Origin of the sequence: Sphingomonas sp. PAMC 26621, assembly GCF_000251145.1 — a bacterium.
Taxonomy (GTDB): domain Bacteria; phylum Pseudomonadota; class Alphaproteobacteria; order Sphingomonadales; family Sphingomonadaceae; genus Sphingomonas.
This window is the reverse complement of sequence record NZ_AIDW01000014.1, coordinates 75,729-90,635: the sequence shown is the minus strand read 5'-3', so window position 1 is coordinate 90,635 and position 14,907 is coordinate 75,729. Positions and strand designations below refer to the sequence as shown.

Annotated in this window: 13 protein-coding genes and 1 pseudogene; 7 read left to right on the top strand and 7 right to left on the bottom strand. The window is 67.8% G+C overall.

All coding sequences use genetic code 11. From position 1 onward, the window contains the following. Positions 1 to 66 precede the first annotated feature (66 nt). Both RI03_RS06825 and RI03_RS06820 read right to left on the bottom strand, forming a co-directional pair. A complete protein-coding gene (locus RI03_RS06825) occupies positions 67 to 417 on the bottom strand; it encodes a DNA primase (protein ID WP_170318353.1) in 351 nt (116 codons plus the stop codon). 96 nt (positions 418 to 513) lie between these two features. Beyond that, positions 514 to 1,746: a multidrug effflux MFS transporter gene (locus RI03_RS06820; protein ID WP_010216129.1), complete on the bottom strand. Its 1,233-nt coding sequence runs from the start codon at positions 1,744 to 1,746 to the stop codon at positions 514 to 516. Positions 1,747 to 1,872: 126 nt separating this feature from the next. On the opposite strand from RI03_RS06820, the gene RI03_RS06815 reads away from it, so the two are divergent. The 3 genes from RI03_RS06815 to RI03_RS06805 all read left to right on the top strand — a co-directional run bounded on the left by RI03_RS06815 (position 1,873) and on the right by RI03_RS06805 (position 4,730). Further along, on the top strand, positions 1,873 to 2,283 hold the full coding sequence (locus RI03_RS06815; protein ID WP_010216128.1) for a DUF3597 family protein: 411 nt from the start codon (positions 1,873 to 1,875) through the stop codon (positions 2,281 to 2,283). Positions 2,284 to 2,393: 110 nt separating this feature from the next. Further along, positions 2,394 to 3,347, top strand: coding sequence for an isopenicillin N synthase family dioxygenase (locus tag RI03_RS06810; RefSeq protein ID WP_010216126.1), 954 nt, complete (start codon positions 2,394 to 2,396; stop codon positions 3,345 to 3,347). 96 nt (positions 3,348 to 3,443) lie between these two features. After that, positions 3,444 to 4,730: a homoserine dehydrogenase gene (locus RI03_RS06805; protein ID WP_010216125.1), complete on the top strand. Its 1,287-nt coding sequence runs from the start codon at positions 3,444 to 3,446 to the stop codon at positions 4,728 to 4,730. 32 nt (positions 4,731 to 4,762) lie between these two features. Here the strand turns inward: RI03_RS06805 and RI03_RS06800 are convergent, their stop codons facing one another. Genes RI03_RS06800 through RI03_RS06790 form a run of 3 tightly spaced genes read right to left on the bottom strand, consistent with a single transcriptional unit; the run spans position 4,763 to position 6,720 of the window. Next, positions 4,763 to 5,299: a hypothetical protein gene (locus RI03_RS06800; protein WP_010216122.1), complete on the bottom strand. Its 537-nt coding sequence runs from the start codon at positions 5,297 to 5,299 to the stop codon at positions 4,763 to 4,765. Between the two features lie 33 nt (positions 5,300 to 5,332). Beyond that, the gene (locus tag RI03_RS06795) at positions 5,333 to 5,779 is read right to left on the bottom strand and encodes a CoA-binding protein (protein WP_010216121.1); all 447 of its coding nucleotides are present in this window, start codon (positions 5,777 to 5,779) and stop codon (positions 5,333 to 5,335) included. Further along, entirely contained in the window at positions 5,758 to 6,720 is a 963-nt protein-coding gene (locus RI03_RS06790) for an Mrp/NBP35 family ATP-binding protein (protein ID WP_026046511.1), read from the bottom strand. The genes RI03_RS06795 and RI03_RS06790 overlap by 22 nt, the downstream gene beginning before the upstream one ends. Before the next feature lie 71 nt (positions 6,721 to 6,791). On the opposite strand from RI03_RS06790, the gene hflK reads away from it, so the two are divergent. From hflK to RI03_RS06770, 4 genes are all read left to right on the top strand, one after another. After that, entirely contained in the window at positions 6,792 to 7,952 is a 1,161-nt protein-coding gene (gene hflK / locus RI03_RS06785; RefSeq protein ID WP_010216119.1) for a protease modulator HflK, read from the top strand. 38 nt (positions 7,953 to 7,990) lie between these two features. Beyond that, positions 7,991 to 8,806 (top strand): protease modulator HflC, encoded by an 816-nt coding sequence (gene hflC, locus RI03_RS06780; protein ID WP_010163057.1) that lies wholly within the window; start codon positions 7,991 to 7,993, stop codon positions 8,804 to 8,806. 110 nt (positions 8,807 to 8,916) lie between these two features. Next, positions 8,917 to 10,452, top strand: coding sequence for a Do family serine endopeptidase (locus RI03_RS06775; protein ID WP_010216118.1), 1,536 nt, complete (start codon positions 8,917 to 8,919; stop codon positions 10,450 to 10,452). Between the two features lie 105 nt (positions 10,453 to 10,557). Further along, on the top strand, positions 10,558 to 12,216 hold the full coding sequence (locus tag RI03_RS06770; protein WP_010216117.1) for a helicase HerA-like domain-containing protein: 1,659 nt from the start codon (positions 10,558 to 10,560) through the stop codon (positions 12,214 to 12,216). A gap of 192 nt (positions 12,217 to 12,408) precedes the next feature. Here RI03_RS06770 and RI03_RS06765 read toward each other — a convergent pair whose 3' ends face one another. Then, positions 12,409 to 13,656 (bottom strand): CaiB/BaiF CoA transferase family protein, encoded by a 1,248-nt coding sequence (locus RI03_RS06765; protein WP_010216116.1) that lies wholly within the window; start codon positions 13,654 to 13,656, stop codon positions 12,409 to 12,411. A 153-nt stretch (positions 13,657 to 13,809) separates the two neighbouring features. Continuing rightward, positions 13,810 to 14,906, bottom strand: a pseudogene (locus RI03_RS06760) (Gfo/Idh/MocA family protein). Position 14,907: the final 1 nt, after the last annotated feature.

The following is a 14,907-nucleotide window of genomic DNA, read 5'->3' as shown; positions in this document are numbered from 1 at the left end:
GCGCGATTGGTCCGGCGTACCGGGCCGGGACTGGCAGCGGACCGGTACCCGGCCCGCCGCCCGCCATCACGGCCGCAGTGCTGCGTCGTCGCGATCGGTCAGTTCGTCTTCCTCGACATCGTCGTCGTCGACATCGTCCTGGACGTCGTCCTCGTCGAGATCGTCCTCGTCCATGTCGGCATCGTCGTCTTCCTCGCCGACGTCTTCCGAATCCATGTCGAGGTCGTCCTCATCCTCGTCATCGTCGTCGCTCTTGGACGTGATGTCGGGGTTGAGATCGGTCAGGATCGTCCCGTCGGTCGGTCCGTCGCGCGTGACCTCGAGGATCTCCGCACGCTGGCTCTCGTCATAGCCTTCTTCATCGAATCCGTCGTCGCCCGAGCCTTCGCCGGGCACTTGATGGCCACCAATGCTCATGTCGTGTCTCCCGGCCGCCCCGGCCCGATGCGGGGGGCGGCTGCAGATGCGAACCTAGCAGGATTGGATCGGTTCCGCATCGAAGCACGGAATAGGTCAACTCGGTCGAAACAAACGCCCACGCTCGACGATCGCCGCGATCACGATCCCGATTACGCCCGCGACGAGGAAGCCCGCGTGCAGCGGGACGGTCGTCCCGTCGAAGCTGCGCCCGATCGCCCAGCCGATCAGCCCGCCGATCGTGATTCCGAAGAACCCCTGCACGCTCGACGCGGTCCCCGCGATCGAACCCATGTTTTCCATCGCCATCGCGGACATGTTCGACGTCGCGAGGCCGAAGCACGCCATGGTGACCGCCTGCAGCACGACGAACACGAGCAGCGGCTCGTCCCCCATCCGCCCGACCAGCAGGCCGGTGCCCGAGGAGAGGATCATCACGACGAGCGCGGTCTGCGAAATCCGCCGCATCCCGATCCGCATCACGATCCGCGAGTTGAGCAGATTGGCGACCGCCATCGTCCCCGCCGACGCCGCGAACACCGCGCCCAGCCACGCCGGGCGATGGAAGACGTGTTCCATGATCGGCTGGATCGAACTGAGATAGCCGAAGATCGCCCCCTGCGCGATCATCGCCGCGGCGGTATAGCCGAGCGAATAGCGGTCGGTCAGCGTCGTCTTCCAACCGCGCGCCATCGTCAGCAGCGACAGCGGGATATGCCGGTCGCGCGGAAGCGTCTCGGGCATGCGCGCGGCGAACCAGATGAGGCACGCGAGCGCCGCACCCGCGATCACCTCGAAGATCAGCCGCCACGATCCGACCAGCAGCACCGCCTGCCCGAAGCTCGGCGCGATGATCGGCACCGCCATGAACACCATGAACGCAAGGCTCGTCACCTGCGCCATTGCGCGACCCGAGAAGCAATCGCGGATCAGCGCGATCGTCACCACCCGGCTCGAGGCGATCGCCAGACCGGTGATGAATCGCACGATCAGCAGGAGCGCGAAGCTGCTCGCGAGACCCGCCAGAAGATTGCCCAGCGCGTAGCAGATCAGCCCGCCGATCAGCACCGGGCGCCGCCCGAAGCGATCGGTCAGTGGCCCGTGGATCAACTGCCCGATCCCGAGCCCGACGACGAATACGGTGAGGATCAACGGCCCGTCGAGGATCGCGTCGACTCCGAGGCGACGCGCGATATCGGGCAGCGCGGGCAGCATCGAGTCGATGCCAAGGGCGCCAAGTGCCATCAGCGCGGCAACAAGGGGCACGAACTCGACGAGCCGGATCGGCGGGCCGTCGAGCCTTTCGGTGGGAACAACACGATCGGACATGGCGCGCCAATGCCCCAGCACGCCGCACAGGTCACGCCGCAATTCAACAATTTGCCGTAGCGTCCGGTTTGGAGACGGAACGGACCCCGACGCAGTGCATTCCGGTCCCATCACCACAAGAGGACCATGACGATGAGCATTTTCAGCAGGATCAAGGACGCGATCTGGGGTCACAAGGCTGCGCCCGTCGAAGCTGCGCCGTCGTCGCCGAACATGCCGCAGATGAACACACCGTCCGACCCGGGCACCCCCGCCGCCGCAGCACCAGCACCGGCAGCCCCCGTCGACGTCGAGGCCGTGCTGACCCAGAAGGCGGCCGCCAAGGGACAGGATCTCAACTGGCGCACGTCGATCGTCGACCTGATGAAGGTCCTCGATCTCGATTCGAGCCATGCCAACCGGCTCGAACTCGCCAAGGAACTCGGGTTCACCGGCGACACCAACGACAGCGCGTCGATGAACATCTGGCTGCACAAGCAGGTGATGGCGAAGCTCGCGCAGTCCGGCGGCAAGGTGCCGGCCGAACTGGCGAACTGATCTGATCCGCGGGCCCGGTCCGATCACGGGCCGGGCCCCGCACGGCGCGATTGTCCCGCACGACGGTTTGGCGGTAGAGCGCGCCATCTCTCGTCTGATGGACCCTACCCATGTCTGATTCCCCCGCCGCACAGGTACCCGCCCTTTCGCTTGCCGACGAAGCAGGCGACCCCGCCGCTTTCGCCGCGGCGCTTGGCGGTTCGTTCGAACGGTTCGGCTTTGCGGTCGTATCCGATCACGGTGTCCCCGCAGACCTGATCGCGCGCGCGTGGGCGATGACCGAGGCGTTCTTCGCGCTGCCCGAGGAAACCAAGCGGCAGTATTTCAGTGCAGGCGGTGGCGGCGCGCGTGGCTACACGCCGTTCAAGACCGAGATCGCCAAGGGCGCGACTCACGTCGACCTCAAGGAATTCTGGCACGTCGGGCGCGAGCTGGCCAAGGGCCATCGCTTCGAGCAACAGATGTCCCCCAACGTCTGGCCCGACCAGCCCGAGGGCTTCCGCGAAACCTTCATCGAGCTGTTCGCCGCGTTCGACACCGCGGGCGACCGGCTGCTGTCGGCGATCGCGCGGCATCTCGGGCTCGCGCCCGACTGGTTCGACCGTGCGGTAAAGGACGGAAATTCGGTTCTGCGCCTGCTGCACTATCCGCCGATCCCCGCCGATGCGCCGGGGGTGCGCGCCGGGGCGCATGAAGACATCAACCTCATCACGCTGCTGCTCGGGGCCGAGGAAGCGGGGCTCGAACTGCTCGACAAGGACGGGAACTGGCTCGCGATCAAGCCACCCGAAGGCGCGATGGTCGTCAACGTCGGCGACATGTTGCAACGGTTGACCAACCATGTTCTTCCCTCGACGACTCACCGCGTCGTCAACCCGCCGGTCGAGCGGCGCGGGCATTCACGCTATTCGATGCCGTTCTTCCTCCATCCCGCCCCCGACTTCCTGATCGAGACGCTGCCCGCGACGATCACCGCGGAGAACCCGAACCGCTATCCGACCCCGATCACTGCGCATGACTATCTGTACGAGCGGCTGGTCGAGATCGGGCTTATCAAGAAATAATCTGTCGTTTCGGGGTTGTTCCGCGGTCTAATCCTCCGCTAGCGGGTCCACCATGACAGCCCCGGCGCGATGCCGGGGGGACGGGGGACCGCAACAATGACCGAACCACTTCGCATCGCGCTCGCCGGGCTCGGCACGGTCGGCGCTGGCGTGATCCGCCTGCTCGACGCCAATGGCGCGCTGATCGCGCGGCGCGCCGGGCGGCCGATCGAGATCGTCGCGGTGTCGGCGCGCGACCGGTCCAAGGACCGCGGCGTCGATATCGAGCGGTTCCAGTGGGTCGACGACACGACGTCGCTCGCGCAGTCGGGCGCGGACGTGGTGGTCGAGCTGGTCGGCGGGTCGGATGGCCCCGCGCTGACGCTCGCGCGCGCGACGCTCGGGGCGGGCAAGAGCTTCGTCACCGCGAACAAGGCGATGCTCGCGCACCACGGGCTCGAGCTCGCGCGGCTCGCGGAAGGCGCGCAGGTCGCGCTCAAGTTCGAGGCGGCGGTCGCGGGTGGCGTTCCCGTGATCAAGGGGCTGCGCGAAGGCGCTGCCGCCAACGTGATCGAGCGGGTTTATGGCGTTCTCAACGGGACGTGCAATTTCATCCTGTCGAAAATGGAAGCCGAGGGCCGCGACTTCGCCGAGGTCCTCGCTGAGGCGCAGGCACTCGGGTTCGCCGAGGCAGACCCGAGCTTCGACATCGACGGGGTCGATGCCGCACACAAACTGTCGTTGCTCGCGAGCCTTGCATTCGGGACACAGCCCGCCTTCGCCGATGTCGCCGCGAGCGGAATCCGCCACGTACTCGCCGCCGATATCGCGGAGGCGGCGGCGCTCGGGTATCGCGTGCGGTTGCTGGGCGTCGCCGAGGCGGACGAGGCCGGGTTGTTCCAGCGGGTGCATCCGCATCTCGTGCCGGTCAGCCATCCGCTCGCGCATGTCACCGGCGCGACCAATGCGGTGGTGGCGGAAGGCAATTTCGTCGGGCGGCTGCTGTTCCAGGGCGCGGGCGCAGGCGACGGCCCGACCGCGAGCGCGGTGGTGGCGGACCTGATCGACATTGCGCGCGGCGAATTCGGCCCGGCGTTCGCGATGCCGGCGGATGCGCTGACGCAGCAGACCGCCGCCGACACCGGCGACCGGCGCGGGCGCGCGTATGTGCGCTTCACGGTCGCGGACCGGGTCGGCGTGCTGGCGGAGATCGCGGCGGCGATGCGCGATGCGGGGGTGTCGATCGAGAGCCTGATGCAGCGCGGCGCGATGGCGGACGGATCGGTGCTCGTCGCGATCGTCACGCACGAGGGACCGGAACGCGCGGTGGCGCAGGCGCTGGAGCGGTTGCGCGGATCGCAGAGCCTGGTCGGTCAGCCGTTGTGGATGCATATCCTGGGGTAATCTAAGCCCCTCCCCTGAAGGGGAGGGGCTTTTTAGGGGAGGATCACCGACGGTCGCGCTTTATCCTCGAGCGAAATCGCAACGCGGCCGGACTTGTCCGGCTTCTTGCGGAACACGCCGCCGATCCCGTGCGCAATGTCCTTGCCGAGGCGGATCGGGTCCTTGCCCTCCCCCGGGTCCTCGCAACAGCTCCCCGGCGACACCAGCTTCTGCACCAGCCGCACCACCTGAGTCCCGCCGCTGAAGAATTGGATGCCACCCGGGCACCCCCCCTGCATCGTCGCGCACGGCGCGCTGCTTTCCACCGCGAGCGCGCCGGTTCCCGTCAAATAGGGGTTGGACGGCTTCGGCCGATCGAGCACGACCTCGTTCGGATACGGCAGCGTCTGCGAGGGCAGCGGGTTGCCGCACACGATGATGTCGTCGGGCTTCGCCTTGACGCCGTCACGCGGCTTGCACGGTTCGGTGCCGACCGGATCGAGGATCGACCACGCGGGTTTCGACGGCGCGGACGACGGTCCGGCCGGGGCGGATGTCGCGACCTGCGCGGCGAGGATCAGCAACAGCATGGTATTCAAGCTGCGGCGCGATCATGGCGAATTTCAGGCGATGCGCGGAATCGCCAGCCGCGGAATGTCGATCGCGGGGCAGCGGTCCATCACCACCTGCAATCCCGCCGCCTCGGCGCGCGCCGCCGCCTCCAGGTTGATCACCCCGAGCTGGAGCCACACCGCCTTGGCGCCAACCGCGATCGCCGCGTCGACCGTCTCCCCGGCAGCGGCGGAATTGCGGAAGATGTCGACCAGGTCGATCGGCTCCGCGATGTCGGACAGCGTGGCGACGACGGCAACCCCGTTGATCTCGGTCCCGGCAAGCTGCGGATTGACCGGAATCACGCGATAGCCATGCGCCAGCAGCGACCGCATCACGCCATTGGATGGCCGATGCGGCCGGTCCGACGCACCGACCAGCGCGATCGTCCGGGTCTCGCGCAACAGCGTCGCGATCTCGACGTCCTGCGTCAGCATCAGCGTTGCGCCCCGATCCATGCGGCAACCTTGTCCGCAACGGCACCGAACGCGACTGCCTCCGGCCCGTCACCCGCGACCGACGGCCGCCCCGCGTCCGACGAAATTCGCACGGCCATGTCGAGCGGGATCCGCCCGAGGAAAGGAATCCCCAGCGCGAGCGCCGCAGCTTCCGCCCCGCCGCTGCCGAACGGATCGGACACTTCCCCGCACGACGGACAGACATAGCCCGCCATGTTCTCGACCAGCCCGATGATCGGAATACCCGCCTTGACGAACAGATCGATCGCGCGCTTCGCGTCGATCAGCGCGAGATCCTGCGGGGTCGAGACGATCACCGCGCCCTGCGGCCGGTATTTCTGGATCATCGTCAGCTGGACGTCGCCCGTCCCCGGCGGGAGATCGAGCACCAGCGTATCCGCCTCGCCCCAGTTCGCGTCGAGCATCTGCTGCAACGCGCCTGCAGCCATCGGCCCGCGCCACGCGATCGCCTGGTCGGCGGCGACGAGCATCCCCATCGACAGCATCGGGACGCCGAACGGGGTCGGCACCGGCTGCAACACTTTATTACGCGCGGTCGGCTTGGCGTCTTCCACGCCCATCAGCTTGGGCTGCGACGGGCCGTAGATATCGGCATCGACCAGCCCGACGCGGCGCCCGCGCGCGGCGAGACCGATCGCGAGATTGGCCGACACGGTCGACTTGCCGACGCCGCCTTTTCCGCTCGCCACCGCGATCGAAAGCCGCTGGCTGCGCTGGCTGGTGAGCGCGACGCGCACCGTCGCCACGCCCGGCAGGCCGCCCGCAAACGCCCGGACATTAGCTTCGAGCGAATCGCGCTCGGCCTCGTCGAGACCGCTGACATCGACCACGATACTGGCGCGATCGCCTTCGATACGGCCGGTGGCGCGGGTGCCCGCAACGGGGGCTAGCATGGCGTCTAGCGAAACTGGATCGGTCATCCGCGTGCAGATAGGCGCGTGGCGTGCGCTTGCCACTGTTTTTCGTAAGTCTTGCCCCCTATAAAGGTCATATGACGATCCTTTCGGGCTGGTTCCGCCGCCTCTCCATCCTTACCGCCGACAACAAGGGCCCCTGGGGCGGCCCTCCGAGCGGTTCCGACGACGACGGCAAGGGCGGCACGCCCGGCGGGGGTGGCCCGCGCAATCCCTGGGCGCAACCGCCAAGCGGCACGCCGCGCGGGAAACAGACCGGACCGAGCGCGCTCGACGAATTCCTCAAGCGCGCGCGCACCTCGGGGGGCGGCGGCGGGAATGGTGGCGGCTTCGGCGGTCGCCCGCGGATCCCCGGCACGCCTTCGCCGACGCAGTTGTGGATCATCGGCGTCGGGATCATCCTCGTGCTGTGGCTCGCCTTTACCGCGGTCCATTCGATCGGGCCGCAGCAGCGCGGTGTCGTGACGTTCCTCGGTCGCTATGCCGGGACGCTCGAGCCGGGTATCCGCCTGACGATGCCCGCGCCGCTGTCGTCGGTCGCCAAGGTCGACGTCGCGCAGATCAGCACCGACACCTTCCCCGAGGAAGGCTCGGGTGCGAACCTGATGCTGACGCGCGACCAGAACGTCGTCGATCTCGATTATTCGGTGCGCTGGATCATCAGCAACCCGCAAGACTTCGCGTTCCAGATCAAGGACCAGAAGTCGACGCTCCGCGCGACCGCCGAAAGCGCGATGCGTGCGGTCGTCGCGACCGTATCGCTCGACCAGGCGCTCGGTGGCGGCCGCGACGCGATGGAAGTCCGCGCCGAGGAGCAGATGCAGTCGATCCTCGACCGCTATAATTCGGGCATCCGCATCCAGGGCGTCGCGATCAAGAACGCCGCGCCCCCGGCGCAGGTGATCGACGATTTCAAGGCGGTCTCGGCAGCGCAGCAGGAGGCGCAGGGCAACATCAACCGGGCGCGTGGGTATGCGCAGCAGACGCTGGCGCGTGCGCAGGCGGATGCGACCTCGTTCGACGTGCTGTACGCCCAATACCGCCTCGCCCCCGAGGTGACTCGCCGCCGTCTCTATTACGAGACCATGGAGCAGGTGCTGGCGCGCAGCGACAAGACGATCGTCGAGGCACCGGGCGTCGTGCCCTATCTGCCGCTGTCGCGCGGCAAGAAGCTTCCCGAAGCGATCGCGCCCGCCGCCCTCGCCCCGCAAACGCCCGCTCCGGGAGCAGCCCAGTGAATCTCGCCCGTAACCCCGTAACGCTCGGCGCCGCCGCCATGGTCGGGCTGATCCTGCTCGCCAGTTCGCTGACGATCGTTCCCGAGACGAGCCAGGCGGTCATCCTGCGCTTCGAACAGCCGTACCGCACGATCAACCGGTGGAAGCCGAACGAAGTGTTCGGCAGCACCGGTGCGGGCCTTGCCGCACGGATTCCGTTCGTCGACCGGCTGATCTGGGTCGACAAGCGCGTCCTCGATGTCGAACTCGACAAGCAGCCCGTGCTCTCGACCGACCAGTTGCGGCTCGAGGTCGATGCCTATGCCCGCTTCCGGATCGTCGATCCGCTGCAGGCGGTGACGTCGACCGGCAGCACCTCGGTGACCGAACAGCGCGTGATCGACCAGCTCCAGCCGTTGCTGAGCTCGGCGTTGCGCAACGAGCTTGGCAAGCGCCCGTCGGCGTCGCTGCTCAGCCCTGAGCGTGGGCAGGTGATGGACAATATCCGTGCCGGCCTGCAGAAACTCGCCAGCCAATATGGCGTGCAGATCATCGACGTCCGCATCAAGCGGACCGATCTTCCCGCGGGTACGCCGCTGCAGAGCGCGTTCGACCGGATGAAGACCGCGCGCCAGCAGGAGCGCCTGACGATCCAGGCCAAGGGCCAGCAGGATGCGCAGATCATCAGCGCGGAAGCGGACGCGAAGGCCGCGCAGATTTACGCAGAGGCGTTCAACAAGGACCCCGACTTCTACGATTTCTATCGCGCAATGCAGTCCTACCGCACGACCTTCGGGTCAGAGGCGAAGGGCGACACGTCGATGGTCCTGTCGGGCGACAATGCCTATCTGCGCCAATTCGAGGGCAAGAAGTGATAGAGTGCATCCATTTCGCCTGACCAACGGTTCATATTCAAACGTCGTTCAGCATCGCGTCGTATGACTATGCGCGTTGCCGTTCACGGTAGACGAGAGGAAGATCACTAGTGCGCTACGCCTACGCCATCACCGCCGCCCTGTTGCTGAGCGGCACAGCGACCGCCATCGCGCTCCCCACGATGAGCGGTGCGCAAACCGCGCAGAACGAACCCGCCGCCATGGCCGCGTCCGCGCCCAAGGCCGGCGCGCCGATGAGTTTCGCTGATCTGGTCGCCAAGCTGCAGCCTGCGGTCGTCAACATCTCGACCAGCCAGCACATTACCCAGGCACAGCAGCCCAACCCGTTCGCGGGCACGCCGTTCGAGGGTCTGTTCAACCAGAGCCAAGGCGGTGGCGCCGCGCCAGTGACGCGCCAGGCGACGTCGCTCGGTTCGGGCTTCATCATCTCGCCCGACGGTTATGTCGTCACCAACAACCACGTCGTCGCTGCAGGCGCCAAGGGCGCGACGGTCGATTCGATCACCGTCACGCTCACCGACCGCAAGGAATATGTCGCCAAGCTGATCGGCCGCGATCCGACGTCGGATCTCGCGCTGCTCAAGATCGACGCCAAGGCGCTGCCGTTCGTCAAGTTCGGCAACTCCAACGCGGCGCGCGTCGGCGACTGGGTCGTCGCGATCGGCAATCCGTTCGGTCTCGGCGGCACGGTGACCGCGGGGATCGTCTCGTCGCTGCACCGCGTGACGGGCGGCGGCGCGTATGACCGCTTCATCCAGACCGATGCCGCGATCAACCAGGGCAACTCGGGCGGCCCGATGTTCGACCTCTCGGGCAACGTCATCGGCATCAACTCGCAGATTTTCGCAGGGCAATCGGGCGGCAACATCGGGATCGGCTTCGCCATTCCCGCCGACGACGCCAAGCCGGTCATCGAAAAGCTGATGAAGGGCACGACGATCGCGCGCGGCTATCTCGGCGTCGGCCCGCAGCCGATCGACGACGACCTCGCCAACTCGTTCGGCCTGCCCAAGAACCAGGGCGAGCTGCTCCGCCAGATCGAGCCGGGCCAGCCCGCCGAAAAGGCCGGGCTCAAGGTCGGTGACGTCGTGCTGCGTGTCGATGGCAAGCAGGTCAACCCCGACCAGTCGCTCAGCTATCTCGTCGCGAACATCACGCCGGGCAGCCGCGTCCCGATCGACATCCTGCGGCAGGGCCGCCCGATGACGATCGCGACCGTGATCGGCACGCGTCCGTCCGAGGAAGCGCTGATCGCAAAGGCGAGCGGTGCCGAGAGTGACGACATGAGCGACGACGACGATACGCCGACGGTGCCAAAGGCCGTGCCGAACGCGCTCGGCGTCACCGTCCAGACGTTGACCCCGCCGATCGCGCGCACCTTCAGCATCGATTCGTCGGTGCAGGGCGTTGTCGTCGGGATGGTCGATCCGACCAGCGACGCGGCGTCCAAGGGCCTGAAGCGCGGCGATGTCATCATCTCCGCTAATGGCGCGCCGACGACGACCCCGGCAGCGCTCGCCGCAGCCGTCGCGCAGGCCAAGGCCGCCGGTCGCACGCAGATCGCGCTGTTGCTGGTCCGCGGGCGCAACCCGGCTGCGTTCATCGGCGTCAAGCTCAAGAAGTAAGACGAACGTCCCGCTCCCCCCACTGGGGGAGCGGGATTTTCCTTCCGCCGCCACCGATTTCGCGCAATAGCTTTGACCGCAAGCGCGCGCTCGGGAGGCCCTGTAATGACCGACACCCCTATTGCCCCAGGTGGCATTTTCATCGGCGCCGGCACGGGCGGCACCAAGCCCCAACAGCTAGACCTCAAGCGCGCCAACCGGCACGGCCTGATCGCGGGCGCGACCGGCACCGGCAAGACCGTCACGGTCCAGGGCCTGATCGAGGGCCTGTCGAAGGCGGGCGTCCCCTGTTTCGTCGCCGACGTGAAGGGCGATCTCTCCGGCCTCGCGATGGCGGGCTCCGCCACCGCAAAGACCCACGCCACCTTCGCCGCGCGCGCCGCCGAAATCGGGGATGCGAGCTGGGCCTATGCCGATACCCCGGTGCAGTTCTGGGATCTGTTCGGCGAGCAAGGCCATCCGATCCGCACCACCGTCAGCGAGATGGGGCCGCTGCTGCTGTCGCGGCTGATGGACCTGAACGAGGTGCAGGAAGGCGTGCTGACGATCGCCTTCCACGTCGCGGATAAGGACGGGCTGCTGTTGCTCGACCTCGATGACTTGCAGGCGATGCTGGTCGATTGCGCGGGCCGCGCGGAGGAACTGACGACCACTTACGGCAACGTCTCCAAACAGTCGGTCGGGACGATCCAGCGCGCGCTGCTCCAGTTGCGCAGCCAGGGCGGCGAGCATTTCTTCGGCGAGCCTGCGCTCGACATGGACGATTTCATCGGGCTCGACGACAAGGGCCGCGGCATCGTCAACGTCCTCGCGGCGGACAAGCTGATGGCGAGCCCCAAGCTGTACGCCACCTTCCTGCTGTGGCTGATGAGCGAATTGTTCGAGCATCTTCCCGAGGTGGGCGATCCCGACAAGCCGGTGCTGTGCTTCTTCTTCGACGAGGCGCATCTGCTGTTCGATGCCGCACCCAAGGCGTTGCTCGAGAAGATCGAGCAGGTCGTGCGGCTGATCCGCTCCAAGGGCGTCGGCATCTATTTCATCACGCAGAACCCGATCGATATCCCCGATACGGTGGCGGGACAGCTCGGCAACCGCGTCCAGCATGCGCTCCGCGCCTTCACCCCGCGCGACCAGGCGGCGGTGCGCGCGGCGGCGACGACCTTCCGCGCGAACCCCGGGGTCGACGTCGAGACTGCGATCACCGAGCTGAAGGTCGGCGAGGCGCTTGTCTCGATGCTGCTCCCCGATGGCTCGCCCGCGCCGGTCGAACGCACGCTGATCGCGCCGCCGGGCTCGCGCGTCGGCCCGGTGACGCCGGTCGAGCGCGGCGTGCTGATCCAGACCGATCCGGTCGGCACGAAATACGACACGCCGATCGACCGGGTTTCGGCCGAGGAGATCCTGTCGGGCAAGGCGCAGGAAGCCGCCGCTGCCGCCGCCGAAGCCGCTGCCAAGTCGGCCGCGGACAAGGCTGCCGCGGTCCAGGCGAAGGCCGATGCGGTCGCCGCGCGCGTTGCGGAAAAGCAGCGCGTCGCCGAACAGCGCGAGGCCGACCGCAAGGCGAAGGACGACGCGCGCGCCGCGGCAAACTCGCCGTGGAACCGGGTTGCGACCTCGGCGGCGCGGTCGGCGTCTTCGGCGGTCGGGCGGCAGGTCGCGAACGAGGTGTCGAAGGCGGTATTCGGCTCGTCGCGCGGGGCTGCGGGCGGGATCGTCGGGAGCCTCGTGCGCGGTGTGCTGGGCGGGCTGTTCAAGGGCCGGTGATGGCTGCGGAGGTGGGGGAATTGCCGATCACCCTCCCCCTCCCGCTCTTCCCCCTTCTTACGCTTCCCCGGCGAAGGCCGGGACCCAGTAGCGGCGCAGCAGTTAGTGCGCGCACCGCGCGAGAACGGCGACCTTCGCTACTGGGCCCCGGCCTTCGCCGGGGAAGCGCATTCGTTAAACAACAACAGCGCTCTAACCCCCAATCACCCCACTCGCCGCAAGCACATCCAGCTCCACCTCCGACACACCCAGCACCTCCCCCAGCACCGCGCGCGTATCCGACCCGGCGCGCGGTGGTGCGCGATCGTAGCGGGCCGGCGTCGCCGACAATGTCACCGGGAAACCGACCACCCGCAGCGGCGTGCCGTCGTCGCGCGCCAGCGTCTGCACCGCCCCCCGCGCCGCAACCTGCGGATCCGCGAGGATCTCCGGAATGCCCTGCACCTTGCCCGCCGGCAGCTTCGCCGCCTCCATCGCCACGACCAGATCGTCCACGTGCCACCGTGCCACCGCCGGGCCGATCAGATCGTGCAGCGCCGCGCGATTGGCGCTGCGCAGCGATACGCTCGCGAACCGTGGATCCTCGAGCAGCGCGCCCAGCCCGAGAATCGCCGCGAAATCGCGGAACTGCCGGTCGTTGCCAAGCGCGACGACGATATCGCCGTCCGCGCACGCGTAATCGCGATACGGCACGATATCGGGGTGGTCGTTCCCCAGCCGCCCCGGCACCGCGCCGCCGTTGAGATAGCGCGACGCCTGGTTCGACAGCATGCTGAGCTGCGTATCGAGCAGCGCGCAATCGATATGCTGGCCCTGCCCGGTCGCATCGCGGTGGCGCAGCGCGGCGAGGATCGCGACGGTGGCGTAGATGCCGGTGAACAGGTCGACGATCGGCACGCCGACCTTCATCGGCCCGCCGCCGGGCACGCCATCGGGCAGGCCGGTGATGCTCATCAGCCCGCCCATCGCCTGGATCAAAAAGTCATAGCCGCCCTTGTCGGCATAAGGCCCGGTCTGTCCAAAGCCGGTGATCGAGCAATAGATCAGCCGCGGGTTGAGCGCGGACAGCGCGGCATGGTCGAGCCCGTATTTCGCGAGCCCGCCGACGCGAAAATTCTCGACGACGATGTCGCTCTGCAGCGCCAGCCGCCGGATCAGCGCGGCGCCCTCGGGGGTCGAGAGATCGATCGCGAGCGAGCGCTTGTTGCGGTTCGCGCACAGGAAATAGGCGGAATCGCCCGAGCCGTCGGCGAGCGCGGGTCCGCCCCAGCGGCGGGTATCGTCGCCCTGCCCCGGCTGCTCGATCTTGAGGATATCCGCACCGAGGTCGCCCAGCATCTGCGTCGCCCACGGGCCGGCGAGGACGCGCGACAGGTCGAGGACCTTGACGCCCTCGAGCGCTTTGGGGGTCGGTGCGGCGAGAGGCGGAAGATCGGACATGCCCGCGTGCTGCCACGAAATTCCGTGCCGGGCGAGGGGCTCCGGCATTTTCCTGCCCCCCCGTTCGTTTCGAGCGAAAACGAGAAACCCCGCGCTGTGCCAAGTTTCTCGACTAGGCTCGAAACGAACGGAGAGGTGGCGGTTCCGGCCCTCCTACCCCAGCCGGATCGTCCGCCCCTCACGCGCGGAGCGGTAGATCGCTTCGACGATCCGCATGTCGCGCAGGCCCTCCTCGCCCGAGACGATCGGCTGCCGCCCGGCGACGACGCTCTCGGACATATGGTCGAGCTGCCCCGCGAATTGCGTGACGCGCGGCCCCGGCGGCGGGGTGACCGCTTTCTCGCGACCGTCCTCGCCGACCCACATGTGGTTGCCGGTATACCGCGTCGCGGGTTCGAGCTCGATCCGCCCCGCGTCGCCCATCAGCAGCACGTGGTTCTGCGCGGCGCTGTACATCGACTGGCAACTCGCGATCGCGCCGGACGGGAATTCGAGCGTCCAGTCGAGGATGTCCTCGACCTCGCGGAAGCGCGGGTCGCGCCGGTCGGTCGATTCGCGCGCGGTGACCGCGACGGGTTCCTCGCCGGTCATGTAGCGCGCGGCCTGCAGGCTGTAGATGCCCATGTCCATAAGCGAGCCCCCGCCGGACAGCGCCCGCTTGAGCCGCCACGCGCCGGATCGTGCTGGACGAAGCCATGCTCGCTGCGGACGTAGCGGATCTTCCCCGCCGCCCCGCTCCGCGCCAGCCGCATCGCCTCGAGATTATACGCCTCGAAATGGCAGCGATAACCGATCATCAGCTTGCGATCCGCCGCACGACACGCCGCGATCATCGCCTCGCATTCCGCGACCGACACCGCCATCGGCTTTTCGCAGAGCACGTGCTTGCCCGCGCGCGCGGCGCGGATCGTGAACTCGGCGTGCATCGCATTGGGCAAACAGACATAGACGATATCGACGTCGGGATTGTCGCGGATCCGGTTGAAATCGGCGTAGGAGTAGATCGCCCCCGCGCCGAGGCCATGCTCGGCGGCGAGTCGCGTCGCCTTCGCGCGGTCGCCGCTCACCACCGCGGCGAGGCGGCTGTGCGTGCAATTGACGAATTGCGGGATGATCACGCCGAGGCCGTAGCCGCCGAGCCCGACGATCGCATAGCCGAGCTTGCGCCCCGGCACCGCACGCGCGGCGCTGCTGGTCGCCAGCAGGAGCGCGGCGGACCCGAGCAGCACGTCGCGTCGTCCGAAGTCGATC